The following is a 24720-nucleotide window of genomic DNA, read 5'->3' on the forward strand; positions in this document are numbered from 1 at the left end:
CCATGACGACAGTTCCGATCGCGGCCGAGCAGGAACCGGACACCACCGTCACCCTGCTCCACCCCGGAGACGGCACCGGCCTGGTGCGCCGCACCGTGCTGCCGGGCGGCCTGCGGGTGGTCACCGAAACCATTCCGGGCGTGCGCTCCGCGGCCTTCGGGATCTCGGCCACCACCGGGTCCCGCGACGAGGACGCCGCCCACGCGGGCTCCGCGCACTTCCTGGAGCACCTGCTGTTCAAGGGCACCGAACGGCGCAGCGCCCTGGACATCTCCGCGCTGCTCGACGGCGTGGGCGCCGACTACAACGCCTACACCACCAAGGAGCAGACTACCTACTACGCCAAGGTCCTCGACCGCGACCTGCCGCTGGCCATCGACGTCATCAGCGACATGGTCGCCAACTCGGTGCTCGACCCCGCCGAGGTGGAGACCGAGCGCGGGGTGATCCTCGAAGAGATCGCCATGTACGAGGACGAACCCGCCGACGTGGTGGACGACGTGTTCGCCGCGCACTTCTTCGGGGACTCGCCGCTGGGCCGCCCCATCCTGGGCACCAACGACACCATCCGCGCGCTGCCCCGCGACCGGATCGTCGAGCAGTACCGGAACGCCTACGTGCCCTCCGAACTCGTCGTCGCCGCCGCGGGCAACCTCGACCACGACCTGGTGGTGCGCCAGGTCGCCGAGGCGTTCCGCGCCGCGCTCGACGCGGCCGGCGACGCCCGCCCCGCCCCGCCCCGCATCGGCGACACCGCGCCCGCCACCCGCCCGGGGACGGCACTGGTCAGCCGGGACACCGAACAGGCCCACCTGATCCTGGGCCGCGAGGGCGTCAACCGCACCGACCCCCGCTGGTACGCGCTGCGGGTGCTCAGCGCGGTGCTCGGCGGCGGCATGTCCTCCCGGCTGTTCCAGGAGGTGCGGGAGAAACGCGGCCTGGCCTACGCCGTGCACGGCTACACCTACAGCTACTCCGACACCGGCCTGTTCCAGGTGTACGTGGGCTGCCTGCCCGACAAGATCGACGAGGTGCTCGACGTCTGCCGCACCGAGCTGGCCCGCGCCGCCTCCCACGGCGTCGCAGCGGACGAACTGGCCCGCGCCAAGGGCCAGATCCGCGGCTCCTGGGTGCTGGGCACCGAGGGCACCAACTCGCGCATGAGCCGCCTCACCGGCCACGAACTCGGCCGGAGTCGGCACCTCTCCCTCGACGAGGACCTCGCCCTGTTCGACGCCGTCACCTCCGACGACGTCAGCGAGGTCGCCGCCGACGTGCTCAACCGCCCCGAGGCCCTCGCCGTCATCGGCCCCTACGAGGAGGGGCGCTCCTTCGGCTGACCCCGGCCGGACCGCCGCGGGAGGAGGGCCGGGACCCGTCCGCCTCCCGCGGCCCCGGCACGGGCCGGGACGCACCCGCTTCCGGTACGGTGAGACCCGTGATCAAGGTAGGAGTGTTCGGCGCCCTCGGGCGCATGGGGTCAGAAGTCGTCAGGGCCGTCGAAGCGGCGGCCGACACCGAACTGGTGGCCGGGATCGACAGTCCGGACGAGCGCGAGAAGGTGCTCGGCTCCGACGTGGTCGTCGACTTCACCCACCCCGACGTGGTGATGGACAACCTGCGCTGGCTCGTCGACCACGGCATCCACGCCGTCGTCGGCACCAGCGGGTTCGACGAGGCCAAACTGGCCGAGGTGCGCCGCCTGCTCGACGCGCGCCCGGGCGTCAACGTGCTCGTCGCCCCCAACTTCGGCATCGCGGCCGTGCTCATGATGCACTTCGCGGCCAAGGCGGCCCCCTACTTCGAGTCGGCCGAGGTCATCGAACTGCACCACCCGAACAAGGCCGACGCCCCCAGCGGCACCGCCTACCGCACCGCCGAACTGATCGGCGCGGCACGCGCCGAGGCGGGCCTGGCCGCCGCCCCCGACGCCACCACTTCCGAACTGCCCGGCGCCCGCGGCGCCCAGGTCGAGGGGGTGCGGGTGCACGCACTGCGGATCACCGGCATGATCGCCCACCAGGAAGTGGTCTTCGGCACCCACGGGGAGACGCTGACCATCCGCCACGACTCGATGAACCGCGAGTCGTTCATGCCGGGCGTGCTGCTGGGCGTCCGCAGGGTCGCGGACCTGCCCGACCGGCTCACCGTCGGACTGGAGTCCCTGCTCGGCCTCTGAGGCGGCGGAGCGCACGGCACGGCCCCGGCCCCCTGAGCCGGGGCCGGCGGCTACTCCCGTCCCTCGCCGGACTCCACCCAGCCGAAGGTGCGCCGCACCGCCTTGGTCCAGTTCCGGTACTCGCGGTCGCGCGTCCCGGGGTCGATCTGCGGGGTCCACGCGGCGTCGCGCTTCCAGTTCGCCCGCAGACTGTCCAGGTCCGGCCAGTAGCCCACGGCCAGGCCCGCCGCGTAGGCCGCGCCCAGACAGGTGGTCTCCGCCACCACCGGCCGCACCACCTCCAGGTCCAGCACGTCCGCGAGCGTCTGGTTCAGCAGCGCGTTGGCGACCATGCCGCCGTCCACCTTCAACGAGGTCAACGGGATGCCCGAGTCGCTGTTCATCGCGTCCACCACCTCGCGGGTCTGCCACGCGGTGGCCTCCAGCACCGCACGGGCCAGGTGTGCCCTGGTCACGTAGGACGTCAACCCGGCGATGACCCCGCGGGCGTCGCTGCGCCAGTGCGGCGCGAACAACCCGGAGAACGCGGGCACGATGTAGCAGCCGCCGTTGTCGGCGACACCGGCCGCCAACTCCTCGATCTCCGCGGCGTGCGAGATCATCCCCAGGTTGTCGCGCAGCCACTGCACCAGGGACCCCGCCATCGCGATGGACCCCTCCAGCGCGTACACCGCCGGCTGGTCGCCGATCCGGTAGCCCACCGTGGTGAGCAGCCCGTTGGCGGAGACCACCGGCTCGGTGCCGGTGTTGAGCACCAGGAACGCGCCCGTGCCGTAGGTGCCCTTGACGTCCCCGGGGGCGAAGCAGGTCTGCCCGAACAGCGCGGCGTGCTGGTCGCCCAGCGCCGCCGCCACCGGCACCCCCTCCAACGGTCCGCGGGCCGTGCCGTACACCTCGGAACTGGACCGGATCTCGGGCAGCACCGCCGCGGGGATCCCCATCGCGTCCAGGATCTGTGCGTCCCAGTCCAGCGTGCGCAGGTTCATCAGCATGGTGCGGCTGGCGTTGGTGACGTCGGTGACGTGCCGCCCGGTGAGCTTCCACACCAGCCAGGCGTCCACCGTGCCGAACAGCACCTCGCCGCGTTCGGCGCGGTCGCGCAGCCCTGGCACCTCGTCCAGCAGCCAGCGCAGCTTCGGCCCGGAGAAGTAGGTGGCCAGCGGCAGCCCGCACCGCTCCCGGAACCGGTCCTGGCCCTCCTGCCCGCCGAGGACGTCCAGCAGCCGGTCGGTGCGGGTGTCCTGCCACACGATCGCGTGGTGCACCGGCTCACCGGTCCGGCGGTCCCACACCACGGTGGTCTCCCGCTGGTTGGTGATGCCGACCGCGGCCAACCGGTCCGGCGTCAGCCCGCCCGCCGCGAGCGCCTCCTCGACCACCGCGACCACGTTCGCCCAGATCTCCGCGGCGTCGTGCTCCACCCACCCGGGGCGGGGAAAGATCTGGCGGTGCTCGCGCTGCCCCACCGAGACGACGTTTCCGTGCCGGTCGAAGACGATGCAGCGGCTCGACGTGGTGCCCTGGTCGATCGCCGCCACGTACTGTTCGGTCACCGGACCCCGCCCTTCCGTTCCGCGCGTTCCACGGTCGCTCCTGACGTTAGCGGGATCACACCCGTTCCGGGGACCCGACCGTCCGCGAACCGCGCGGCCCAACCGGCGAAGCGGATCTCCCCGCGGCCCTCCTCCACGTCTCGGGGGTCCTCCCGCCGTGTTCGTCGGGCCACCGGGCGGAGCCGGGTCCCGCCGCCGGGAACGCGATGTCCACGTCGGACAGGCGCCTCCAGCTCCTCGCTCCCGCCTGCCGGACCAGCCCGTGGACCGCGCGGGGTGCGGGTCGGCCCCGGAGCCGGTGGCGTTCCGGCCCGCGGGGGCGCGGCACGCTCCCCGGGCTCCACCGCGTCGGCGCTGCCCGGGCAGGGAAGCGGGCCAGGAGCGCGCGGCGTCCTCCGCGCCGCCGCCACCCCCGCCCCCCGGCAGCGCGTCCGCGACCACGGGCACCGCCGCCGGGAGCGGGAGCCGCGGGGACCGCCCGCCCCGAGCCCCACCGGAGAACACCCTCCCGACCGTCCGGAAACGGCCGGCGGGAACACGGAACCGCGGCCGCCCCGGCAGCGATCAGCCCAGGGCCAGCCCCACCGTGAACAGCACCCCGAACGCCATCTGCAACCGCCCCGTCTCACCCAGGCCGCGCACCAGGTCCGGTCCGGTCTCGCCGCGCAGCACCCGCGCGCACGGACGCACCGCCAACGGCGCGGACAGCACCGCCAGCAGCACCCACCACGCCCCCACCGCCGTGGCCAGCGCCGCGACGAACGCGCCCGCGACGCATCCGACGAACAGCAGCCGCGCCCCGCGGTCGCCCAGCACCACCGCCAGGGTCCGCTTGCCGCTCACCGCGTCGGTGGGCAGGTCCCGGATGTTGTTGACGACCAGCATCGCGCACGACAGCAGCCCCACCGCGACAGCCGCCGCCCAGCCCCGCCACGGCACCGTGCCCGCCTGCACGAAAACCGTCCCGGCCACCGCCACCAGGCCGAAGAACACGAACACCGACACCTCGCCCAGCGCCCGGTAGCCGTACGGGGTGCGCCCCCCGGTGTAGAACCAGGCCGCGGCGATCGCGACCGCGCCCACCAGCAGCAGCCACCACGAGGACACCGCCACCAGCACCAGGCCGACGACCGCGGCCACCGCGAAGCACACCCACGCCGCGGCGAACACCTGCCGGGGCGCGGCCAGCCGCGTCGCGGTCAACCGCAGCGGCCCCACCCGGTTCTCGTCGGTGCCGCGCACCCCGTCGCTGTAGTCGTTGGCGTAGTTCACCCCCACCTGCAACGCCACCGCCACCAGCAACGCCAGCAGTGCCTTCCACCACACGGCGGCTTCCAGACCGAAGGCGACTCCGGTCCCCACCGCCACCGGGACGACCGAGTTCGGCAGGGTGCGCGGACGGGCCCCCGCCACCCACTGGCTCACCGTGGCCACGTGTCGGCCTCACTTCCCCCACCCCGTCCGCCACCGCGAACGGGAACCACCGGTCCGTTTTCTCGGTTTTCCACCGTATCGCCCGTCCGCTGCCGCCCAGGTCAGCGACTGATGGCCGCGTGCAACCGCACCATGGGCACCACACCCCCCAGGTCCAGCTCCCGGCGCGCCCCGTCCACCGCCCACCCCGCCCGCTCCACGAACGAACGCAGCACGTTGTCGCGCTCCAACGTCCACACGTACACCGCCTGGAAACCGTCGTCGAGCAGGTGGTCCACCACCGCGTGCAGCAGGCGGCTGCCGTGCCCGCGCCGCACGAACCCCGGAGCCACGTGCAGCGCGTAGATCTCCGCGTCGGTCCCCGGCCACCGGTCCGGGTCCTGCGCCGGACCCATCGCCGCGAACCCCGCCACCTCCCCCTCGTCGGTGGCCACCAGCAGCCGGTGCCGCGACGTCGGCGGCGAGGACACCGCGGCCCGCCACCGCGCCACGAACTCCGCACGGGCCTCCTGCCCGGACAACTCCGCCAACACCGCACCGGGAAGCACCTCCCGGTACATCTCCCGCCACGCCGCCACCTGGACGTCCACGATCGCTTCGACGTCCCCGGCACGGGCGGGCCGGACAAAACGCTGGGTCGACACGGCAGGGCCCCTCAATCGCTCAACGCTGCGGACAACGCGCCCATCGTCCCAGGAACCACCGCGACCCGAGAACAGCGCACCCCGCCCGACCCCGAGAAGGACCCCCCGAAAGCCCTGAGAATCCCCCGAAAATTCGACCCGGGACTGCAAACGGGCCGCCCCGGCGTGGGAGCATTCAGGTCGTGAGCATCATCCTGAGAGTCATCGTCAACGCCATCGCACTGTGGGCCGCGGTGCTCCTGGTCGACGGGATCGAGGTCACCACCGACGACACGGTCACCATGATCCTGACCTACCTGGGCATCGGCGCGCTCTTCGGCGTCGTCAACGCCGTCATCAAACCGATCGTCAAGACGGTCGGCTGCATCTTCTACATCGTCACCCTCGGCCTCGTCGCCCTCGTCGTCAACGCCCTGCTGCTGTGGCTCACCGGATGGCTGGCCGGAGCCCTGGGCATCCCCTTCGCCATCGACGGCTTCTGGGCGGCGTTCTGGGGCTCCATCATCGTCGCCGTCGTCAGCTGGCTGCTCAGCCTGTTCGTCGGCGGAGACGACGACTGACCACACGCCGACCACCCGCCCCCGCGGACCGGAGCGCGCCACAGCCCTCCCCGAACGGGGAGGTTGGCGCGCTCTGTCCAGCTTTCGCGGTACCGTTTGCAGCATGGTAGGCAGTACTACGCCGAACGCGCCCTTCGGCCAGATGTTGACCGCGATGATCACCCCCATGCACGACAACGGGGAAGTCGACTACGACGGGGTGGCCCGCCTCGCGGCCTACCTGGTCGACGAGCAGCGCAACGACGGCCTCGTCGTCAACGGAACCACCGGCGAGTCCGCCACCACCAGCGACGAGGAGAAGGAACGCATCCTGCGCACCGTCGTCGAGACCGTCGGCGACCGTGCGACCATCGTCGCCGGAGCGGGCACCAACAACACACGGCACAGCATCGAACTGGCCCGGACCGCCGAACGCGCCGGGGCCGACGGCCTGCTGCTCGTCACCCCCTACTACAACCGGCCGCCCCAGGAGGGCCTGCTGCGGCACTTCACCGCCATCGCCGACGCCACCGGACTGCCGGTCATGCTCTACGACATCCCCGGCCGCACCGGCATCCCCATCGCCTCCGAAACCCTGGTCCGGCTCGCCGAGCACCCCCGCATCGTCGCCAACAAGGACGCCAAGGACGACCTCGGCGCCAGCTCCTGGGTGATGGAACGCACCGACCTCGCCTACTACTGCGGCACCGACATGCTCAACCTGCCGATGCTGTCCATCGGGGCCGCCGGATTCGTCAGCGTGGTCGGCCACATCGTCGGCGCCGACCTGCGCGACATGATCGACGCCTACCGCTCCGGCGACGTCGCCCGGGCCCTCGCCATCCACCGCCGCCTCACCCCCGTCTACACCGGCATGTTCCGCACCCAGGGCGTCATCACCACCAAGGCGGTGCTCAACATGTTCGGCCTGCCCGGCGGAGCGGTACGCACCCCCCTGGCCGACGCCTCCCCCGAACTGCAGGCGCTGCTGCGCGAGGACCTCGCCGCGGCCGGAGTGAAGGGCCCCATCGGGCTCGCCCCCCACCAGGCCGTCCCGGCCAGCGCCGTAGGAGTGGAACGACTCACGGAGGGATCGGCATGAGCCACCCGCACCCCGAACTCGGACCGCCGCCGCCGCTGCCCCGCGACGCCCTGCGGATCATCCCCCTGGGCGGACTGGGGGAGATCGGCCGCAACATGACCGTCCTCGAATACGACGGGAAACTGCTCATCATCGACTGCGGCGTGCTCTTCCCCGAGGAGGAGCAGCCCGGCGTCGACCTGATCCTCCCCGACTTCGAACACCTCCGGGGCCGCCTCGACGACGTCGAGGCCATCGTGCTCACCCACGGCCACGAGGACCACATCGGCGGAGTCCCGTTCCTGCTGCGCGAACGCACCGACATCCCGCTGGTGGGCTCGCGCCTCACCCTGGCCCTGCTCTCCGCCAAGCTCGGCGAGCACCGCATCAAACCCGAACTGGTCCAGGTCGCCGAAGGCGAACGGCACACCTTCGGAGCCTTCGACCTCGAATTCTTCGCGGTCAACCACTCCATCCCCGACGCGCTCGCCGTCGGAGTGCGCACCCCGGCCGGAACCCTGCTGCACACCGGCGACTTCAAGATGGACCAGCTGCCGCTGGACAACCGCATCACCGACCTCGGCGGCTTCGCCCGGTTCGGCGCCGAGGGCGTCGACCTGCTGCTGTCGGACTCCACCAACGCCGAGGTCCCCGGCTTCGTCACCAGCGAACGCGACATCTCCGGCGTCATCGACAACGTCTTCGCCAAAGCCGAGAAACGCGTCATCGTCGCCTGCTTCGCCTCCCACATCCACCGGGTGCAGCAGGTCCTCGACGCCGCCCAGGCACACGGCCGCAAGGTCGCCTTCGTGGGCCGCTCCATGGTCCGCAACATGAACATCGCCCGCGAACTCGGCTACCTCAAGGTCCCCGGAGGCCTCCTCGTCGACCCGCGCGACCTCGACGAACTGCCCTCCGACGAAGTCGTGCTGGTCTGCACCGGCTCCCAGGGCGAACCCATGGCCGCCCTCAGCCGCATGGCCAACCGCGACCACCAGATCCACATCGAACCCGGCGACACGGTCATCCTGGCCTCCTCCCTCATCCCCGGCAACGAGAACTCCGTCAACCGGGTCATCAACGGCCTCACCCGCTGGGGCGCCAAGGTCGTCCACAAGGGCAACGCCCTGGTCCACGTCTCCGGGCACGCTCCCGCCGGGGAACTGCTGTACGTGCTCAACATGGTCCGGCCCCGCAACTTCATGCCGGTCCACGGCGAATGGCGGCACCTGCGCGCCCACGCCCACCTCGCCGTGCTCAGCGGAGTGCCCGAGGACCGCGTCGTCATCGCCGAGGACGGCGTCGTCGTCGACCTCCACCAGGGCAGGGCCCGCATCACCGGCGTCGTCCAGGCCGGATACGTCTACGTCGACGGCACCTCCGTCGGAGACGTCACCGAAGCCGCCCTCAAGGACCGCCGCATCCTCGGCGAGGAGGGCTTCATCTCCGTGGTCGTCGTGGTGGAGTCCACCACCGGCAAACTCATCGGGGAACCCCAGATCCACACCCGCGGCGCCGGCATCGACGTCGAAGCCTACGACGACGTCATCCCCAAGATCCAGGAAACCCTGGAACGGGCCGCCGCCGAAGGCGTCAACGACACCGCCCAACTCCGCCAACTGGTCCGCCGCAGCATCGGCCGCTGGGTTAGCGAAAGCTACCGGCGCAGACCCATGCTGGTCCCGGTGGTCGTCGAGATCTGACCGCGCCCAGGCACCGACCGCGACACGCCCGGCCGGTGCCTGAAACAGCCTCGCCGTCCTTAGTAGGCTGCGCCCATGGCCACCCGCGCGCCCAAGCCCTCCCAGCGTTCGGGCGGCGGAACCGGCAGGAAACCCCCGGCCCGCCGCCCCGCGACCCCGCCGTCCCGTCCCCGCCGGTCCACCCGCCAGACCCCACCCCGACAGCAGACCTCCGAAGGGGCCGTCGCGATGCTGTTCACCTGGCTCGGACGCGCCCTGCTGCTGGTGTGGCGACTCCTCGCCCATACCGTGGGATTCCTCGTCCGCACCGTCGGCCGCGGAGCCCGCGACCTCGACCCGGACCTGCGCCGCGACGGCATCGGCATGATCCTGCTCGCCACCGGACTCCTCATCGCCGCCGCCGTGTGGTGGGACAGTGAAGGCCCCCTGCTGGACGTCACCCGCACCGTCGTCGTCGGCGCCGTCGGCGCCTTCTCCCCGGTCATCCCCCTGCTGTGCCTGCCGTTCGCGTGGCGCCTCATGCGCACCCCCGGCACCCGGCCCACCGACAGCGGCCGCATCGCCATCGGCTCCGCCGCACTGCTCACCGGACTGCTCGGCCTCATCCACATCGGGCACGGCACCCCCTGGCCCTCCGCCGGCATGGAGAAGATCCACAAGGCCGGCGGCCTCGTCGGCTTCGCCGCCTCCGGACCCCTCAGCCTGCTCATCACCCCCTGGCTCACCGGGGCCCTGCTGTTCCTGCTCATGCTGTTCGGCCTGCTCGTCGTCACCGCCACCCCCGTCCGCCGCATCCCCGAACGGTTCCGGCACCTCCTCAGCAGCCTCATGACCACCGACGCCAGCCCCTCCGCGGGCGTCGACATCCTCGACCCCCCCGCACCGAAAACCCCCCGCCAACGCCGCCGCACCCCCAGGCCCCACGCCGACACCGAAACCCGCACCCACGCCGGAGACCACGAACGCCCCTACGACACGCCCGTCGTCGAAGCCGCCCCCGACCCCGAACCCCCCACCCGGCCCGATCCCGCCCCCGCGCCCGCCACCGCCGAACAGCTGTCCATCCCCACCCGCGTGGTCGACGGCGACTACGCCCTGCCGCCCCCGCGCCTCCTCAACCCCGGCACCCCGCCCAAGCACCGCACCAAGGCCAACGAAGCCGTCGTCGAGGCCCTCACCGGAGTCCTGCAGCAGTTCGCCGTCGACGCCCACGTCACCGGCTTCACCCGCGGCCCCACGGTCACCCGCTACGAGATCGAACTCGGCCCCGCCGTCAAGGTCGAGAAGGTCACCGCCCTGGCCAAGAACATCTCCCTCGCGGTGAAAAGCGCCGACGTGCGCATCCTGTCGCCCATCCCCGGCAAGTCCGCGATCGGCGTGGAGATCCCCAACACCGACAAGGACCTCGTCAGCCTCGGCGACGTCCTGCGCTCACCCGCCGCCACCTCCGACGACCACCCCATGCTCGTCGGCCTCGGCAAGGACGTCGAAGGCACCGACGTCGTCGCCAACCTCGCCCGCATGCCGCACGTCCTCATCGCCGGAGCCACCGGCGCCGGCAAGTCCACCTGCATCAACGGGCTCATCACCTCGATCATGATGCGCGCCCTCCCCGACGAGGTCCGCCTCATCCTCATCGACCCCAAACGGGTCGAACTCACCATGTACGAGGGCATCCCCCACCTCATCACCCCCATCATCACCGACCCCAAGAAAGCAGCCGACGCGCTGCAGTGGGTCGTCGGCGAGATGGACCGCCGCTACGACGACCTCGCCGCCTCCGGATTCCGCCACATCGACGACTTCAACGCCGCCGTCCGCTCCGGCGAACTCACCACGCCCCCCGGCAGCGAACACACCTACGAGCCCTACCCCTACCTGCTCGTCGTCGTCGACGAACTCGCCGACCTCATGATGGTCGCCCCCCGCGACGTCGAGGACGCCGTCGTCCGCATCACCCAGCTGGCCCGCGCCGCCGGCATCCACCTCGTCCTGGCCACCCAGCGCCCCAGCGTCGACGTGGTCACCGGCCTCATCAAAGCCAACGTCCCCTCCCGCCTCGCCTTCGCCACCTCCAGCCTCTCCGACAGCCGCGTCATCCTCGACCAGCCCGGCGCGGAGAAACTCGTCGGCAAGGGCGACGCGCTGTTCCTCCCCATGGGCTCCTCCAAACCCATCCGCCTGCAGAACGCCTGGGTGTCGGAGAAGGAGATCCGCGCCGTCGTCGACCACTGCAAGAAACAGGCCCGACCCGCCTACCGCGAGGACGTGGGAGCCGCCGAAGCCAAGAAGAAGGAGATCGACGAGGAGATCGGAGACGACCTCGACCTGCTCCTCCAGGCCGTCGAACTGGTCGTCACCACCCAGTTCGGCTCCACCTCCATGCTGCAGCGCAAACTCCGCGTCGGCTTCGCCAAGGCGGGACGCCTCATGGACCTCATGGAAAGCCGCGACATCGTCGGCCCCAGCGAAGGCTCCAAGGCCCGCGAGGTCCTCGTCAAACCCGACGACCTCCCACAGGTCCTCGCCTCCCTGCGCGCCCCCTGAGCCCGCCGGAGCACCCCCGCACCACCACCGTCCCCTGACGGTTTCTTGACCATCCCCACGGGCGCGTCCACCCCACCCCCGGCCCCGCCGCGGACACAGTGGGCAGTGCGACGGCAACACCTCGACCACGAACGGGGGAACGCGGATGGCGACCATCGGACAGACACTCGCGGACGCCCGCACCAGACTCGGCCTCTCCCACCGCCGGCTCAGCGAGACCACCCGCATCCCCGAAACCGTCCTGCGCGCCATGGAACGCGACGACTTCACCGCCTGCGGCACCCCCGACCGCGCCCGCCGACACCTGCGCACCCTCTGCGCCGCCCTGCACCTCGACGCCGACCCCCTGCTGCACCGCCTCGACGCTGCCCCCGCACCGGCCCCGCAGCAGCCCCACGACACCGCCCCCGCCCCCGGGCACGCCCCGCACCGCGGCCAGCGGGGCTGGACCGCCGTCGTGGCCGCCGCGGCCCTCACCCTCGCCGTCCTGGCCCTGCCCGGCCGCGACGCCGCCACCGACCCGGCCGCGACCCACCACGCCGCCACGACCACCCCCGGCCACGACGCCCCGACCCCCACCAGCCGGTCGGCGGACCCCACCACCCCGCCCGACGACCGGGTCACCCTCCACGTCACCGCCCACCGCCGCACCTGGATCGCTGTGACCGACGCCACCGGAGCCAACCTCTTCACCGGAGTCCTCGCCCCGGGCCAGACCCGCGACTGGGCCGCCCCCCGCGAAATCCACCTCCGCCTCGACGACGCCGGAAACGTCCGCCTGCGGGTCAACGGCCAGGACCACGGCACCCCCGGAGCAGCCGGGGAGATCGCCCACCTCACCTACACCCCCGACACCGGCCCCCCGGACTGACCCGCCGACCCCCCACCCCCCGGCACGACCTACCCTGGGAGCGGAGAACCACCGCACCCACGAATTCCCCTAACCTTGGAAGCTATGTCATCGCGCCGTACTGTCTCGCTCGTCACCCTCGGGTGTGCGCGCAACGAGGTCGACTCCGAAGAACTCGCCGGGCGGCTCGCCGCCGACGGCTGGACCCTCGTCGAGGGTGACGACGGAGAAAAACCCGACGTCGTCGTCGTCAACACCTGCGGCTTCATCGAAGCCGCCAAACAGGACTCCATCGAGACACTGCTGGACGCGGCCGAGGACGGCACCAAGGTCGTCGCCGCCGGCTGCATGGCCGAACGGTACGGGGCGGAACTGGCCGAAGCCATGCCCGAGGCACAGGTCATCAGCTTCGACGACTACACCCGGATCAGCGAGCGCCTCGACGACGTCCTCGCCGGACGCCCCCTCGTCCCCCACACCCCCCGCGACCGGCGTACCCTGCTCCCCATCAGCCCCGTCGACCGCGCCGCCGCGACCGGCGCCCACACCCCCGGACACCTCTCCTTCGGCACCGACACCGCCCCGCTGCCCCAGGGAGTCGCCCCCGCCTCCGGCCCCACCGTCCCCCGCCTGCGGCTCAACGGCGGCCCCGTCGCCAACCTCAAGATCGCCTCCGGCTGCGACCGCCGCTGCTCCTTCTGCGCCATCCCCTCCTTCCGCGGCGCCTACCTCTCCCGCCACCCCGACGACGTCCTCCGCGAAGCCGAATGGCTCGCCGGCCAGGGCGTCCGCGAACTGTTCCTGGTCAGCGAGAACTCCACCTCCTACGGCAAGGACCTCGGCGACCTGCGCGCCCTGGAGAAGCTCCTGCCCCGCCTCGCCGAAGTCCCCGGCATCGAACGCGTCCGCGTCAGCTACCTGCAACCGGCCGAGGTCCGCCCCGGACTCGTCGACGTCCTCACCGGCACCCCCCGCGTCGTGCCCTACTTCGACCTGTCCTTCCAGCACGCCAGCGGCCCCCTGCTGCGCCGCATGCGCCGCTTCGGCGACCGCGAACGCTTCCTGGAACTGGTGGAGACCATCCGCGCCCGCTCCCCCGAAGCGGGCATCCGCTCCAACTTCATCGTCGGCTTCCCCGGCGAGACCGACCAGGACCTCACCGAACTCGTGGCCTTCCTGGAACAGGCCCGCCTCGACGCCATCGGCATCTTCGGCTACTCCGACGAGGACGGCACCGAAGCGGCCGGACTCGACGGCAAACTCCCCGAGGAGACCATCGCCGAACGAGTCGAGCAGCTCAACCAGCTCGCCGAGGAACTGATGGCCCAGCGCGCCGAGGAGCGCGTCGGCTCCACCGTCGACGTCCTCATCGAAGCCGAACTGGACGAAGGCGCCTACGAAGGACGCGCCGCACACCAGGCCCCCGAAGTGGACGGCAGCACCATCGTCTACGCCGACACCGAACCGCGCGTGGGCGACATCGTGCCCGCCACGGTGCTGACCGCCATGGGAGTCGACCTCGTCGCCGAACACCAGGAAGACGCTGATACCACGTGAGCACCCCGGACCCCGTCGCACCCACCGGTCCCGTTCCGGTGCTGAACATCGCCAACATCCTGACCATCAGCCGAATCGTCATGGTGCCGGTCTTCGCCGTCCTCATGCTCCAGGACGGCCTCTGGTGGCGCCTGGCGGCCTTCACCGTCTTCGTCGTCGCCGCGATCACCGACCGCGTCGACGGTGAGCTCGCCCGCCGCCACAACCTCGTCACCGACTTCGGCAAGATCGCCGACCCCATCGCCGACAAGGCCCTCACCGGCGCCGCCCTCCTCCTGCTGTCCTGGACCGGCGAACTGTGGTGGTGGGTCACCGCCGTCATCCTCATCCGCGAATGGGGCATCACCGCCCTGCGGTTCGCCGTCATCAGACACGGCGTCATCCCCGCCAGCCCCGGCGGAAAACTCAAGACGGTCCTGCAGATCGTCGCCATCAGCGCCTACCTGTTCCCGCTGCCCGACCAGTGGTACCTGCAACTGCCCGCACACGCCGTCATGGCCGCCGCCGTCGCCGTCACCCTGTGGACCGGAGCCGACTACGTCGTCAAGGCCCTGCGCCTGCGCCACCAGGCCCGCAACGGACAGCCCGGCGAAGAAGCGGGAAGGAGCTGACCCCGTGCCCGTCCCCGCACTCGCCGCCCGCGTCCACGCCCTCCTCGCCGACCGCGGACACACCCTCGCGGTCGCCGAGTCGCTCACCGGCGGCATGATCGGCGCCGCCCTCACCGCCGTCCCCGGCGCCTCCGCCGTCTTCCGCGGCGGAGCCGTCACCTACGCCACGGACACCAAAGCCGCCCTCCTCGACGTCCCCGCCGCCCTGCTCGCCGACCACGGCGCCGTCCACCCCGACGTCGCCACCGCCATGGCCCGCGGAGCCCGCCGGCTCTTCACGGCCACCTACGGCCTCGCCGTCACCGGCGTCGCCGGACCCGAGCCCCAGGACGGACAGCCCGTCGGCACCGTCTACGCCGCCGCAGCCCGCCCCGACAACCGCTGCGACCTGCGGAAACTCCAACTCCACGGAGACCGGGAAGCCATCCGGGAGCAGACCGTCGCCGCAGCCCTCGCCCTCCTGCGCGACACCCTGGTGGCCGACGTGGCACAAACCACCGTGAAATAACGACCGGCAGCCCGTTCAAGACACCGAACTCGGGGAACAAAACCTCACCAAGATCGTGTTATCCCTCCAGCGAACAAGGAAGCTATGAGGTGCGACGATCGGGCTTCGGGCAGGTACGGTGTTTTTATGAAGGTCGCTACCGGTAGGAGGGAGCGCGAATGATGGTCCTGCTTCGTCACCTGCTTGGTGACGTGCTACGGCAGCTTCGGCAGCGGCAGGGCCGCACTCTCCGCGAGGTGTCGGCCGATGCCCGAGTGTCGTTGGGATATCTGTCAGAGGTCGAACGCGGCCAGAAGGAGGCTTCCTCCGAACTGCTCGCCTCGATCTGCGGTGCGCTGGGAGTCCCCCTCTCCCAGGTCCTTCGAGAGGTTTCCGACCAGCTGGCCCTCGCCGAACTCCAGGAGGCGGCGCTCAGCGGATCGGTCCCGGCGGGAACCGGTACCAGCCCCGACCGGCTCGGCATCGACCCCATCCCCGATCGCGTTCCGGAGGTTGTCGACATGGTGGGCGTCTGAACCCCGCCCACACGAGAACGAACGGGTCGACCGCGGTGTGTACGGTCGGCCCGTTCGCGCTCACCCACCGGGTTTCCCCCCGTTCCCCCTGGGCAGTGGACCCCCAGCCGTCCCGCAACCGGACCCACAGGGGGGATGAACGATGGCCAAGATCCACGGCGCGCTCACCGAAGAGGCCCGCAAGACCACCGGACAGGCGCTCCAGGCCGCGATCGTCGACCTGATCGACCTGACGCTGCTGGGCAAACAGGCGCACTGGAACGTGATCGGCCGCAACTTCCGCTCCATCCACCTGCAACTCGACGAACTCGTCGCCGCGGCCCGCAGGCACACCGACGTCCTCGCCGAACGCGCCGTCGCCATCGGCGTCACTCCGGACGGACGGTCCGGCCGGGTCGCCGAGGACACCCGCCTCCCCCAACTCGACCCCGGCTACGTCCAGGACGACAAGGTCGTCGCGTTCGCCGTCGAAGCCCTCAGCGGCGCGGTCGAACGCTTCCAGGAACACATCCGGGCCACCGAGGACGCCGACCCCGTCACCCAGGACCTGCTCATCGCCGCCAGCCAGGACCTCGAACAGCAGCACTGGATGTTCCAGGCGATGAGCTGAGACCCGCACCTGGGCGGACGGCTGCGGCCCCCGGAGCTCCGGGGGCCGCAGCCGTCCGCCCGGATCCGCTCAGCTCGTCCATGCCTCCGGGTTCTGCGTCCACGACCGGACCGACTCCGGCAGCGCGGACGTGGCCACGTGCTCCAACGTCACCGACTCCAGGATGGCCCGCTCACTGGCCCGCAACGCGATCCACACCTGCTGCAGGCTGCGCGCGGCCCCCTCGTAGGCGACGTGCTCGGGACGCTCACCCCGCACGTTCGCCAACGGGCCGTCCACCGCGCGGATGATGTCGGCCAGAGAGATCTCCGACGCCGGACGCGCCAGCCAGTACCCGCCGACCGGTCCCCGCTGGCTGCGCACCAGACCGGCACGGCGCAACTGGGTCAGGATGTTCTCCAGGAATTTTCCAGGTATGGCTTGGGCACGCGCAAGCTGCTCGGCCGTGACAGGACCGCCACTGGCGGCCGCGAGCTCGGCTGCGGCACGCAGTGCGTAATCAACCCGGGCGGAAAGGCGCATGCTGCGATTATGCCGTGAAACAGGGGGAGGTCGGGCCAGTGGGGTCACCGGACGGCCGCCCGACGGCGCCGCCGCGTCTCATCACCACTCCGCCTCCCGGAAAGATCGAGGGCCGACGCGCCGCCCCGCAACCGCGGAGAACCCGCACGCCGGGACCGGCACACCGCTGCGTCCGACCCCCAGCCTACCCAGACCGGGACCACCCCGCTCAGCCGAGCTCACGCCGCATCACCACGCGCGGCAGCACGGCGATCCCGGTCTCGGCCTCCTCCCGCCACTGCTCGGCCAGCTGCGGCCCCCACTCCGACTCCGCCAGGACCGCGAAACCGTGCCGGGCATACCACGGCGCGTTCCAGGGCAGGTCCCGGAACGTGGTCAGGGTGATCCGGCGGTGGCCCAGCTCCCGCGCCCGCGCGCAGGCCGCCTCCAACAGGGCGGTCCCCAGCCCGCGCCGCCCGTGGTCGGGCCGGACGGCGATCTGCTCCAGGTGGGCGTCGCCGTCCAACACCGTCAACGCCGCCAGACCCACCGGCGGACGGCCCGCCACCAGCACCGGCGAGCAGCGGTCCAGCATCAGCCCCGGGTCGTCGGGCGGCAGCCGCACCCCGGCCAGGGCGAACAACCGGTCGGCGGCCAGGCTGACCTCCACCAGCCGCTGCCGGTCCGACTCCGCCATCGGTCGTATCGTGAACTCCATCCCATCAGCATGCCCCGTCCCGGACCCCGGCGGTAGCGGACCGGAACGGGACCGACACCGGAGGAGAGATGAGACTCTCCCGCTTCTGGCAGCTCATGTACGAACAGTTCGGCGAGACCTACGCCGAGAGCCTCGCCCGCGACCACGTCATCGAGGAGCTCGGCTCCCGCACGGTCCGCCAGGCCCTCGACGACGGCGTCGGCGCCAAGGAGGTCTGGCGCGCCGTGTGCCGCACCTTCGACCTCCCCGCCGACGTCCACTGAGCCCGGCGAGGCACCCGCGATCGAACAAAGGTTCGGGTAGGATGATGAGACACCCGAGCCTGGAGTGGTTCCGGGGCGGCCCCGCCGCTGCCGGAGGACAGCCGCGACCGCCCGGGGAGGGGACGGCCCGGAAGGTTGTCCACAGCGGGGGAGAAGACGTCGCAGGATGTCACTGCCGCGGCGTAACGTCACCCCCATCATGAAGAAGAAGGCACCGACCCAACAGGGGTTTCCCGTGGCAGCTGCTGATCGAGACAAAGCCCTTGAGACCGCACTCGCGCAGATCGAGCGCCAGTTCGGCAAGGGCACCATCATGCGCCTCGGCGACGACAACCGCCCGCCCATCGAGTCGATCCCCACCGGGTCCATCTCCCTGGACGTGGCGCTGGGAATCGGCGGCATCCCGCGCGGCCGGATCGTGGAGATCTACGGTCCGGAGTCCTCGGGCAAGACCACGGTCGCCCTGCACGCCGTGGCCAACGCGCAGCGGGCCGGGGGGATCGCCGCCTTCGTCGACGCCGAGCACGCGCTCGACCCCTCCTACGCCAAGAAGATCGGCGTCAACACCGACGACCTGCTGCTGTCCCAGCCGGACACCGGAGAGCAGGCACTGGAGATCGTCGACATGCTGGTCCGCTCCGGCGCGATCTCCATCATCGTCATCGACTCGGTGGCCGCGCTCGTGCCGCGCGCCGAGATCGAGGGCGAGATGGGCGACAGCCACGTCGGCCTCCAGGCCCGCCTGATGTCCCAGGCCCTCCGCAAGATCGCCGGAGCGCTGAACCAGACGAAGACCACCGCGATCTTCATCAACCAACTCCGCGAGAAGGTCGGCGTCATGTTCGGCTGCATGCACTATGACAGTCGGGTGATGCTGGCCGACGGCACTCAGGAGAAGATCGGGACAATCGTCGACCAGAAGATGGACGTCGAGGTCCTCTCCTACGATCCCGAGACGGACAGGATCGTCCCGCGGCGGATCGTGAACTGGTTCGACAACGGAGAAGCCGATTATTTCCTGCAGTTCACGGTCGGCAGCTCCGGAAAGAACGGGAGGGCGCAGTTCGCCGCCACGCCCAACCACCTGATCCGTACTCCCGGAGGCTGGCGCGAGGCCGGTGAACTGATCGTCGGAGACCGTGTCCTGGTCAACGAGACGCACTACCTGAGCGAGCAGCAGCGTCAGGTGGTCTACGGGTCCGTCATGGGCGACGGCGACCTCTCCCCGAACCGGAGCGGGCGCACCGGGGTGCGGTTCCGTATGGGGCACGGGGCCGAGCAGGAGGCGTACCTCGACTGGAAGGTCTCCCTGCTGGGCAACATCAAGCACTCGCGGACCACCGACGCGAAGCAGGCGGTGTTCGCCGACTTCGCGCCGCTGCCCGAACTCGACGAGCTGTACCAGGTCGTGTACTTCGGTGACGGCAAGAAGCACCTCACCTGGGAGTTCCTCAAGCAGCTGACCCCTCTGGCGCTGGCCGTGTGGTACATGGACGACGGCTGCCTCACGCTGCGCTCCGAGGGGGGCCAGGCGCGTACGGAGGGCGGCAGCGGCCGGATCGAGATCTGTGTGGAGGCGATGAGCCCCGGCTCCCGGCAGCGGCTGGTCGAGTACCTGCGTGACACCTACGGGCTCGACGTGAAGCTGACCCGGCGTGGTGCCGGCAAGAAGAGCCACATCCAGTTCACCACGGCGTCCACGGCCAAGTTCATGGAGATCGTCGCGCCCTACGTGCACGAGTCCATGGACGACACACTGCTTCCCCGGTTCCGTGGCCGGTGCGCTGTCGAGCCCGAGTACGCCGAACCGGTGCAGAGGCTGGTGGCGGCCCCGGTGCTCGACATCCGGGTCAAGCCCGAAACCCGCAGCATGCGGAAATTCGACATCGAGGTCGAGGGGAACCACAATTACTTCGTCGACGGAGTGATGGTGCACAACAGCCCCGAGACCACGTCCGGCGGCCGGGCGCTGAAATTCTACGCTTCCGTGCGAATGGACGTCCGTCGAATTGAAACGCTGAAGGACGGAACGGAAGCCGTTGGAAACAGGACTCGTGTCAAAGTAGTGAAGAACAAGATAGCGCCCCCTTTCAAACAGGCGGAATTCGATATTCTGTACGGTGTCGGGATTTCCCGCGAGGGCGGCCTGATCGACCTGGGGGTCGAGCACGGGATCGTGCGCAAGTCCGGGGCCTGGTACACCTACGAGGGCACCCAGCTCGGCCAGGGCAAGGAGAACGCGCGGAACTTCCTGCGGTCCAACCCCGACATGGCCGACGAGATCGAGAAGCGGATCAAGGAGAAGCTGGGCGTGCCCACGGGGGACGACAGCGCCGCCGGCGAGGCCGCGAAGGACGAGGCCAAGGACGCCAAGGCGGCGCCCGCCGCGTCGGCCACGGCCAAGCGGACCACGCGCAGGACCGCCGCCTCCGCGGCCGAGGCCAAGCCGACGACCCCGGGCGCGGATGCCTGACGGACGCGGGCGGCACGGAACGGAGCCGACGGGTCCTCCGGAGGGCGGCAGCACCCCTCCGGAGGACCCCGAGGCGCGGGCGCGGGCGATCTGTCTGCGGCTGCTCACCCGTGCGCCGCGCACCCGGGCGCAGCTCGCCGAGGCGCTGCGGCGGCGGGACATCCCCGAGGAGACGGTCGAGGCGGTGCTGGGCCGGTTCGGGGAGGTCGGCATCGTCGACGACGCGGTCTTCGCCGAGGCGTGGGTGGACTCCCGGCACGCCGGGCGCGGGCTGGCGCGTCGCGCCCTGGCGGCGGAGCTGCGGCAGCGCGGCGTGGACGAGGACACGGTACGCGAGGCGGTGGACGGGCTCAGCCCGGAGCGGGAGGAGGAGACCGCGCGCCACCTGGTGCGGCGCAGGCTCGCGGCGACCCGGGGGAAGCCCACCGAGGTGCGGGTGCGCCGGCTGATGGGGATGCTGGCGCGCAAGGGGTACTCGGCTGGTCTGGCCTATCGGCTGGTGCGTGAGGAGTTGGAGGCGGAGGGCACCGAGGTGGACCTCGACGTTCCGGACGACGTGTGAGGGGCTTTCTGTGCGTACCGGTGCGGTGGCCCGGAGATCACCGTTCCCTTGAATCTCGCACTGGAGTGAGTTAACCCGGTTTCCCGGGGGGTAACCCTATCCCGACGGACGACGCGCGGGATCGCGCGGTGGAGCTGTCCGGGCGGCCGCGTTCGGTGGTCGGACCCGGGCAGGGCGCGGTGGGGGGTAGCTCCATGGACGGCGTGGCCGACCTCGTGGTCGTGGCACTCCTCGGGGCCCTGGTCCTTCTCCTCGCGGGCAGTTTTCTGCTGACCCGGTCCCGGGTCCGGGACGTGCTGGCGGAGGCGCGGCGGCAGGCCGACCGGGTGCGTGCCGACGCCGAGCAGGAGGCGGCGCGTCGGATCGGCGCCGCGCGGGCCGAGCGGGACCGGTTGCTGGCGGAGGCGGCGGAGCACCGGGCCGCGTTGGAGCGTCGGGAGCAGCGGATCACCGTCCGGGAGCGTCGTTTCGACGGTGAGGTGCGCCGGTTGGACGAGGCGCGCCGCCGGCTCGACGAGCGGGCGGCGCTGCTGGACCGGCGGGAGGCCGAGCTGTCGCGGCTGGCCGAGGAGCGGCGGGCCGTGCTGGAGCGGACCGCGGCACTGAGCGCGGAGGACGCGAAGGCCGAACTGGTCGCGGAGGTGGCGGGGCAGGCGAAGCGGGAGGCCGCGCTGCTGGTCCGCGAGCTTGAGCGGGAGGCGCGGAAGAACGGTGAGGCCCGTGCCCGCAAGATCATCACGCTGGCGATCCAGCGGTTGGCGAGTGAGCAGACGAGCGAGTCGGTGGTCACGGTCGTCCACCTGCCGGGGGACGACATGAAGGGGCGGATCATCGGCCGGGAGGGGCGCAACATCCGGGCGTTCGAGATGGTCACGGGGGTCAACCTGATCATCGACGACACTCCGGGGGCGGTGCTGCTGTCGTGTTTCGACCCGGTGCGGCGGGAGGTGGCGCGGCTCACCCTGGAGAAGTTGGTGGCGGACGGGCGGATCCATCCGCACCGGATCGAGGAGACGTACGAGGCCAGCCGCCGCGAGGTGAACCAGTCGTGTGTGCGGGCGGGGGAGGACGCCCTGGTGGAGGTGGGGATCTCCGACATGCACCCGGAGTTGGTGACGTTGCTGGGGCAGTTGCGGTACCGCACCTCCTACGGGCAGAACGTGCTGGGGCACCTGGTGGAGAGCGCCCATCTGGCGGGGATGATGGCGGCCGAGCTGGGGCTGGACGTGCGGCTGGTGAAGCGGTGTGCGCTGCTGCACGACATCGGCAAGGCGCTGACGCACGAGGTGGAGGGCAGCCACGCGGTGATCGGCGCGGAGATCGCCCGCCGGTACGGGGAGTGCGAGGACGTGGTGCACGCGATCGAGGCGCACCACAACGAGGTCGAGGTGCGCACGGTGGAGGCGGTGCTGACGCAGGCGGCGGATGCGATCAGCGGGGGGCGTCCGGGGGCGCGGCGGGCGTCGTTGGAGTCGTACGTGGAGCGGTTGCAGCGGATGGAGGAGATCGCCTACGCGGCCAGCGAGGGGGTGGAGAAGGTCTTCGCGATGCAGGCGGGGCGGGAGCTCCGGGTGATGGTGCGGCCGGAGGCGGTGGACGATGTGCAGGCGCAGGTGATCGCGCGGGACGTCGCCAAGCGGGTGGAGGAGGAGTTGACGTACCCGGGGCAGATCCGGGTGACGGTGATCCGGGAGTCGCGGGCGACGGAGACGGCGCGCTGAGCGGTGCGGGGCTCCGGCGGGAGGCCGGAGCCCTGTCGGCTCATGCGGGGGGTGCGGGGTCGGTGAGTTCGATCGGGGGGACTCCGGGCGGGGTGAAGCCGAAGAACACCTTGCAGTAGAAGGCGAGTTCCCGTTCCAGGGCGGTGGCGATGGTGTCGGCGCGGCGGAAGCCGTGGCTTTCGCCGTCGAACTCCACGAGGGCGTGGGGGATGCCGCGTTCGTGGAGGGTGGCGGCGAGTGCGCGGGCCTGGTCGGGCGGGACCACGGGGTCGTCGGCGCCCTGGAGGAGCAGGACCGGGACGGTGATCTCGGCGGCCCGGTTGATGGGGGAGCGTTCCCGGTAGGTGGCGGTGTAGCCGGGGAGGCCGCCGATGATGGTGTCGAGGTAGCGCGATTCGAAGTCGTGGGTTTCCTGGGCGAGGCGGAGCAGGTCGGTGACGCCGTAGTAGGAGACGCCGCAGGCGAAGACGTCCTGGGTGAGGGCGAGGAGGGTGGTGAGCCCGCCCGCGCTGCCGCCGCGGATGGCGAGGCGGGCGGGGTCGGCGAGGCCCTGGTCGACGAGGGCCTGGGCGGCGGCGACGGCGTCTTCGACGTCCACGACTCCCCACTGGCCGTCGAGGCGTTCCCGGTAGGCGCGTCCGTAGCCGGTGGAGCCGCCGTAGTTGACGTCGACGATGCCGATGCCGCGGCTGGTGAAGTAGGCCTTGTGGAGGTCGAGGGCGGTGGTGGCGGCTCCGGTGGGGCCGCCGTGGACCCAGACGACGTAGGGGGCGGGGCCTTCGCCGTCGAAGTCGGGGTTGGTGGGCGGGTAGATGTTGGCGTGCACGGTGCTGCCGTAGCGGCCGGGCAGGGTGGTGGTGCGGGGGCGGGGCAGGAGGTCGATGGTGGGGGTGGTGTCGAGGGAGCGGCGGAGCACGGTGGTGGCTCCGGTGTCCGGGTTGAGGCGGACCAGGGCGGCCGGTTCGGTGGGGGAGGCGGCGATGCCGACCACGGTGGTGCCGTCGCTGTCGAGGGTGTGCCAGGTGGTGAGGGACGGGGCCAGCGGGGTGAGGTCGGCGGTGGCGGGGTCGTAGCGTCCGGCGGCGAGGTCGGCGTGGCCGTGGAGGGTGATGATCTGGCCGTTGTCGAGGACGCAGTAGGGGGTGGTGCCCAGCTGCCACGGGGGCGGGGTGAATTCGGCTTCGTCGGGGAAGAGCGCCAGGGCCTGGCCCTGGGTGCGGGTTTCGTACAGGTTCCACCAGCCGGACCAGTCGGACAGGAAGTAGAGGGTGTCGTTGTCGCGCCAGCGGGGGTGGAGGACGGATTCCCGGATGCCGCCGCGGAGGACGCGGGGGGTGGTGACGGGGCCGGTGGCGGGGAGGTCGGCGACCCGCAGTTGGGTGCCGTTCCAGGGCATGCGGGGGTGGTCCCAGGAGATCCAGGCGAGTTTGGTGCCGTCGGGTGAGGGGGTGGGGGAGGCGAAGAAGTCGGCTCCGGTGACGAGGACGCGGATCGCCGAGGGGGTGTCGGCGGCGCGTCCGGAGAGCGGGACGGAGACGATGTCGCGGGTGACGGTGGTGCCGTTGTGGCGTTCCCGGACGCAGATGACGTGCTTGCGGTCGGGGGCGAGTACGGGGTCGGCGTAGCGCAGTGCGGCCGGGGCGGGGGGTTCGGGGGTGAGGGGGCGGGGCTCGCGGGAGCCTTTCTCCAGCAGGTAGAGGCGCTGGTCGGAGTGGTTGGCGAAGACGATGCCCCAGCGGGTGAGGGCCTTGTCGTCGCGGCGGGGGACGGGCAGGTAGGAGCGGCCGCCGTACTCGTGGACGCGGGTGCGGGCGTTCCAGGGAGCGGGCAGCAGGTCGGTGACGGTGCCGTCGGCGGCGCGGTGCATGACGGTGGTGCGGCCGTCCTCGTCGGGCCGGGACTCCTCCCACCAGGTCTCGTCGGCGACGACGGAGGGGAAGCCCAGGCGGGTGGCGCCGTGGGCGATGTCGGCCGCGGCGATGGGAGAGGACCAGCTGCCGTAGGGCAGGATCACGCGTTCGTTCATGGTGCGCTTTCCCGGGCGTTGAGTGGGGCGGTGGGGATCAAGGAAGACCTTAGCCGCTGGTGGGGCGGAATGGGCGAGCCCCGCCGTCCGCGGTGGGGAGGGCGGGGCTCGCGGGGTCGGGGCCG

The 24720-nt window shown here is 71.4% G+C and carries 22 protein-coding genes and 2 pseudogenes; 18 read left to right on the forward strand and 6 right to left on the reverse strand.

Going from position 1 to position 24720, the window contains the following annotated elements:
• Nucleotides 1–2 precede the first annotated feature (2 nt).
• Nucleotides 3–1340: a M16 family metallopeptidase gene (locus tag FOF52_RS00460; protein ID WP_248591849.1), complete on the forward strand. Its 1338-nt coding sequence runs from the start codon at nt 3–5 to the stop codon at nt 1338–1340.
• A 98-nt stretch (nt 1341–1438) separates the two neighbouring features.
• Nucleotides 1439–2179, forward strand: coding sequence for a 4-hydroxy-tetrahydrodipicolinate reductase (gene dapB / locus FOF52_RS00465; protein ID WP_282573790.1), 741 nt, complete (start codon nt 1439–1441; stop codon nt 2177–2179).
• A 50-nt stretch (nt 2180–2229) separates the two neighbouring features.
• Here the strand turns inward: dapB and glpK are convergent, their stop codons facing one another.
• The 3 genes from glpK to FOF52_RS00480 form a co-directional block, all read right to left on the reverse strand.
• Nucleotides 2230–3732 (reverse strand): glycerol kinase GlpK, encoded by a 1503-nt coding sequence (gene glpK / locus FOF52_RS00470; protein WP_248591850.1) that lies wholly within the window; start codon nt 3730–3732, stop codon nt 2230–2232.
• A gap of 564 nt (nt 3733–4296) precedes the next feature.
• Nucleotides 4297–5166: a 1,4-dihydroxy-2-naphthoate polyprenyltransferase gene (locus FOF52_RS00475; protein ID WP_248591851.1), complete on the reverse strand. Its 870-nt coding sequence runs from the start codon at nt 5164–5166 to the stop codon at nt 4297–4299.
• Between the two features lie 101 nt (nt 5167–5267).
• Nucleotides 5268–5810, reverse strand: coding sequence for a GNAT family N-acetyltransferase (locus tag FOF52_RS00480; protein WP_248591852.1), 543 nt, complete (start codon nt 5808–5810; stop codon nt 5268–5270).
• A 182-nt stretch (nt 5811–5992) separates the two neighbouring features.
• Here FOF52_RS00480 and FOF52_RS00485 point away from each other — a divergent pair, with 182 nt between their 5' ends.
• The 10 genes from FOF52_RS00485 (at nt 5993) to FOF52_RS00530 (ending at nt 16331) form a co-directional block, all read left to right on the forward strand.
• A complete protein-coding gene (locus tag FOF52_RS00485; protein WP_248591853.1) occupies nt 5993–6370 on the forward strand; it encodes a phage holin family protein in 378 nt (125 codons plus the stop codon).
• Between the two features lie 103 nt (nt 6371–6473).
• Nucleotides 6474–7451, forward strand: a complete 978-nt coding sequence (dapA, locus tag FOF52_RS00490) for a 4-hydroxy-tetrahydrodipicolinate synthase (protein ID WP_248591854.1) — start codon at nt 6474–6476, stop codon at nt 7449–7451.
• A complete protein-coding gene (locus FOF52_RS00495; protein WP_248591855.1) occupies nt 7448–9133 on the forward strand; it encodes a ribonuclease J in 1686 nt (561 codons plus the stop codon). The genes dapA and FOF52_RS00495 overlap by 4 nt, the downstream gene beginning before the upstream one ends.
• A gap of 75 nt (nt 9134–9208) precedes the next feature.
• Nucleotides 9209–11680 carry a DNA translocase FtsK gene (locus tag FOF52_RS00500; RefSeq protein WP_248591856.1) on the forward strand — a complete coding sequence of 824 codons (2472 nt, stop codon included), beginning with the start codon at nt 9209–9211 and terminating at the stop codon, nt 11678–11680.
• Between the two features lie 145 nt (nt 11681–11825).
• Nucleotides 11826–12551 carry a helix-turn-helix domain-containing protein gene (locus tag FOF52_RS00505; protein ID WP_248591857.1) on the forward strand — a complete coding sequence of 242 codons (726 nt, stop codon included), beginning with the start codon at nt 11826–11828 and terminating at the stop codon, nt 12549–12551.
• Nucleotides 12552–12635: 84 nt separating this feature from the next.
• Nucleotides 12636–14087 carry a 30S ribosomal protein S12 methylthiotransferase RimO gene (gene rimO / locus FOF52_RS00510; protein WP_248591858.1) on the forward strand — a complete coding sequence of 484 codons (1452 nt, stop codon included), beginning with the start codon at nt 12636–12638 and terminating at the stop codon, nt 14085–14087.
• Nucleotides 14084–14698, forward strand: a complete 615-nt coding sequence (pgsA, locus tag FOF52_RS00515; RefSeq protein ID WP_248591859.1) for a CDP-diacylglycerol--glycerol-3-phosphate 3-phosphatidyltransferase — start codon at nt 14084–14086, stop codon at nt 14696–14698. The genes rimO and pgsA overlap by 4 nt, the downstream gene beginning before the upstream one ends.
• A 4-nt stretch (nt 14699–14702) precedes the next feature.
• A complete protein-coding gene (locus FOF52_RS00520) occupies nt 14703–15206 on the forward strand; it encodes a CinA family protein (protein WP_248591860.1) in 504 nt (167 codons plus the stop codon).
• Nucleotides 15207–15364: 158 nt separating this feature from the next.
• Nucleotides 15365–15721, forward strand: a complete 357-nt coding sequence (locus tag FOF52_RS00525) for a helix-turn-helix domain-containing protein (RefSeq protein WP_248591861.1) — start codon at nt 15365–15367, stop codon at nt 15719–15721.
• A 142-nt stretch (nt 15722–15863) separates the two neighbouring features.
• Nucleotides 15864–16331: a Dps family protein gene (locus FOF52_RS00530; protein ID WP_248591862.1), complete on the forward strand. Its 468-nt coding sequence runs from the start codon at nt 15864–15866 to the stop codon at nt 16329–16331.
• Nucleotides 16332–16400: 69 nt separating this feature from the next.
• On the opposite strand, the gene FOF52_RS00535 is transcribed toward FOF52_RS00530, so the two are convergent.
• Complete coding sequence (locus FOF52_RS00535; protein ID WP_248591863.1) at nt 16401–16853, reverse strand: RrF2 family transcriptional regulator; 453 nt, start codon at nt 16851–16853, stop codon at nt 16401–16403.
• A 208-nt stretch (nt 16854–17061) separates the two neighbouring features.
• The gene (locus FOF52_RS00540) at nt 17062–17550 is read right to left on the reverse strand and encodes a GNAT family N-acetyltransferase (protein ID WP_248591864.1); all 489 of its coding nucleotides are present in this window, start codon (nt 17548–17550) and stop codon (nt 17062–17064) included.
• A 68-nt stretch (nt 17551–17618) separates the two neighbouring features.
• Here FOF52_RS00540 and FOF52_RS00545 point away from each other — a divergent pair, with 68 nt between their 5' ends.
• The 6 genes and pseudogenes from FOF52_RS00545 (at nt 17619) to rny (ending at nt 22569) form a co-directional block, all read left to right on the forward strand.
• Entirely contained in the window at nt 17619–17813 is a 195-nt protein-coding gene (locus FOF52_RS00545) for a DUF3046 domain-containing protein (protein WP_248591865.1), read from the forward strand.
• A 235-nt stretch (nt 17814–18048) separates the two neighbouring features.
• Nucleotides 18049–18660 (forward strand): annotated as a pseudogene (recA, locus tag FOF52_RS21990) (recombinase RecA); the annotation flags it as partial.
• Nucleotides 18661–18663: 3 nt separating this feature from the next.
• A pseudogene (locus FOF52_RS21995) lies at nt 18664–19512 on the forward strand (LAGLIDADG endonuclease); the annotation flags it as partial.
• 171 nt (nt 19513–19683) lie between these two features.
• Complete coding sequence (locus tag FOF52_RS21835; RefSeq protein WP_282574033.1) at nt 19684–20286, forward strand: hypothetical protein; 603 nt, start codon at nt 19684–19686, stop codon at nt 20284–20286.
• Entirely contained in the window at nt 20279–20848 is a 570-nt protein-coding gene (recX, locus tag FOF52_RS00555) for a recombination regulator RecX (RefSeq protein WP_248591867.1), read from the forward strand. The genes FOF52_RS21835 and recX overlap by 8 nt, the downstream gene beginning before the upstream one ends.
• A gap of 194 nt (nt 20849–21042) precedes the next feature.
• The gene (gene rny / locus FOF52_RS00560; RefSeq protein WP_248591868.1) at nt 21043–22569 is read left to right on the forward strand and encodes a ribonuclease Y; all 1527 of its coding nucleotides are present in this window, start codon (nt 21043–21045) and stop codon (nt 22567–22569) included.
• A 40-nt stretch (nt 22570–22609) separates the two neighbouring features.
• Here rny and FOF52_RS00565 read toward each other — a convergent pair whose 3' ends face one another.
• Entirely contained in the window at nt 22610–24595 is a 1986-nt protein-coding gene (locus tag FOF52_RS00565; protein ID WP_248591869.1) for a S9 family peptidase, read from the reverse strand.
• Nucleotides 24596–24720: the final 125 nt, after the last annotated feature.

Origin of the sequence: Thermobifida alba (assembly GCF_023208015.1) — a bacterium.
Lineage (GTDB): Bacteria > Actinomycetota > Actinomycetes > Streptosporangiales > Streptosporangiaceae > Thermobifida > Thermobifida alba.

Excerpts from the sequence above, each read along its gene's own strand:
- FOF52_RS00460 (WP_248591849.1), top strand. The coding sequence starts at position 3 with ATGACGACAGTTCCGATCGCGGCCGAGCAGGAACCGGACACCACCGTC.
- dapA (WP_248591854.1), top strand. The coding sequence starts at position 6,474 with ATGGTAGGCAGTACTACGCCGAACGCGCCCTTCGGCCAGATGTTGACC.
- FOF52_RS00495 (WP_248591855.1), top strand. The coding sequence starts at position 7,448 with ATGAGCCACCCGCACCCCGAACTCGGACCGCCGCCGCCGCTGCCCCGC.
- FOF52_RS00500 (WP_248591856.1), top strand. The coding sequence starts at position 9,209 with ATGGCCACCCGCGCGCCCAAGCCCTCCCAGCGTTCGGGCGGCGGAACC.
- FOF52_RS00505 (WP_248591857.1), top strand. The coding sequence starts at position 11,826 with ATGGCGACCATCGGACAGACACTCGCGGACGCCCGCACCAGACTCGGC.
- rimO (WP_248591858.1), top strand. The coding sequence starts at position 12,636 with ATGTCATCGCGCCGTACTGTCTCGCTCGTCACCCTCGGGTGTGCGCGC.
- FOF52_RS00525 (WP_248591861.1), top strand. The coding sequence starts at position 15,365 with ATGATGGTCCTGCTTCGTCACCTGCTTGGTGACGTGCTACGGCAGCTT.
- FOF52_RS00530 (WP_248591862.1), top strand. The coding sequence starts at position 15,864 with ATGGCCAAGATCCACGGCGCGCTCACCGAAGAGGCCCGCAAGACCACC.
- FOF52_RS00535 (WP_248591863.1), bottom strand. The coding sequence starts at position 16,853 with ATGCGCCTTTCCGCCCGGGTTGATTACGCACTGCGTGCCGCAGCCGAG.
- FOF52_RS00540 (WP_248591864.1), bottom strand. The coding sequence starts at position 17,550 with ATGGAGTTCACGATACGACCGATGGCGGAGTCGGACCGGCAGCGGCTG.
- FOF52_RS00545 (WP_248591865.1), top strand. The coding sequence starts at position 17,619 with ATGAGACTCTCCCGCTTCTGGCAGCTCATGTACGAACAGTTCGGCGAG.
- FOF52_RS21835 (WP_282574033.1), top strand. The coding sequence starts at position 19,684 with ATGCGGAAATTCGACATCGAGGTCGAGGGGAACCACAATTACTTCGTC.
- recX (WP_248591867.1), top strand. The coding sequence starts at position 20,279 with ATGCCTGACGGACGCGGGCGGCACGGAACGGAGCCGACGGGTCCTCCG.
- rny (WP_248591868.1), top strand. The coding sequence starts at position 21,043 with ATGGACGGCGTGGCCGACCTCGTGGTCGTGGCACTCCTCGGGGCCCTG.
- FOF52_RS00565 (WP_248591869.1), bottom strand. The coding sequence starts at position 24,595 with ATGAACGAACGCGTGATCCTGCCCTACGGCAGCTGGTCCTCTCCCATC.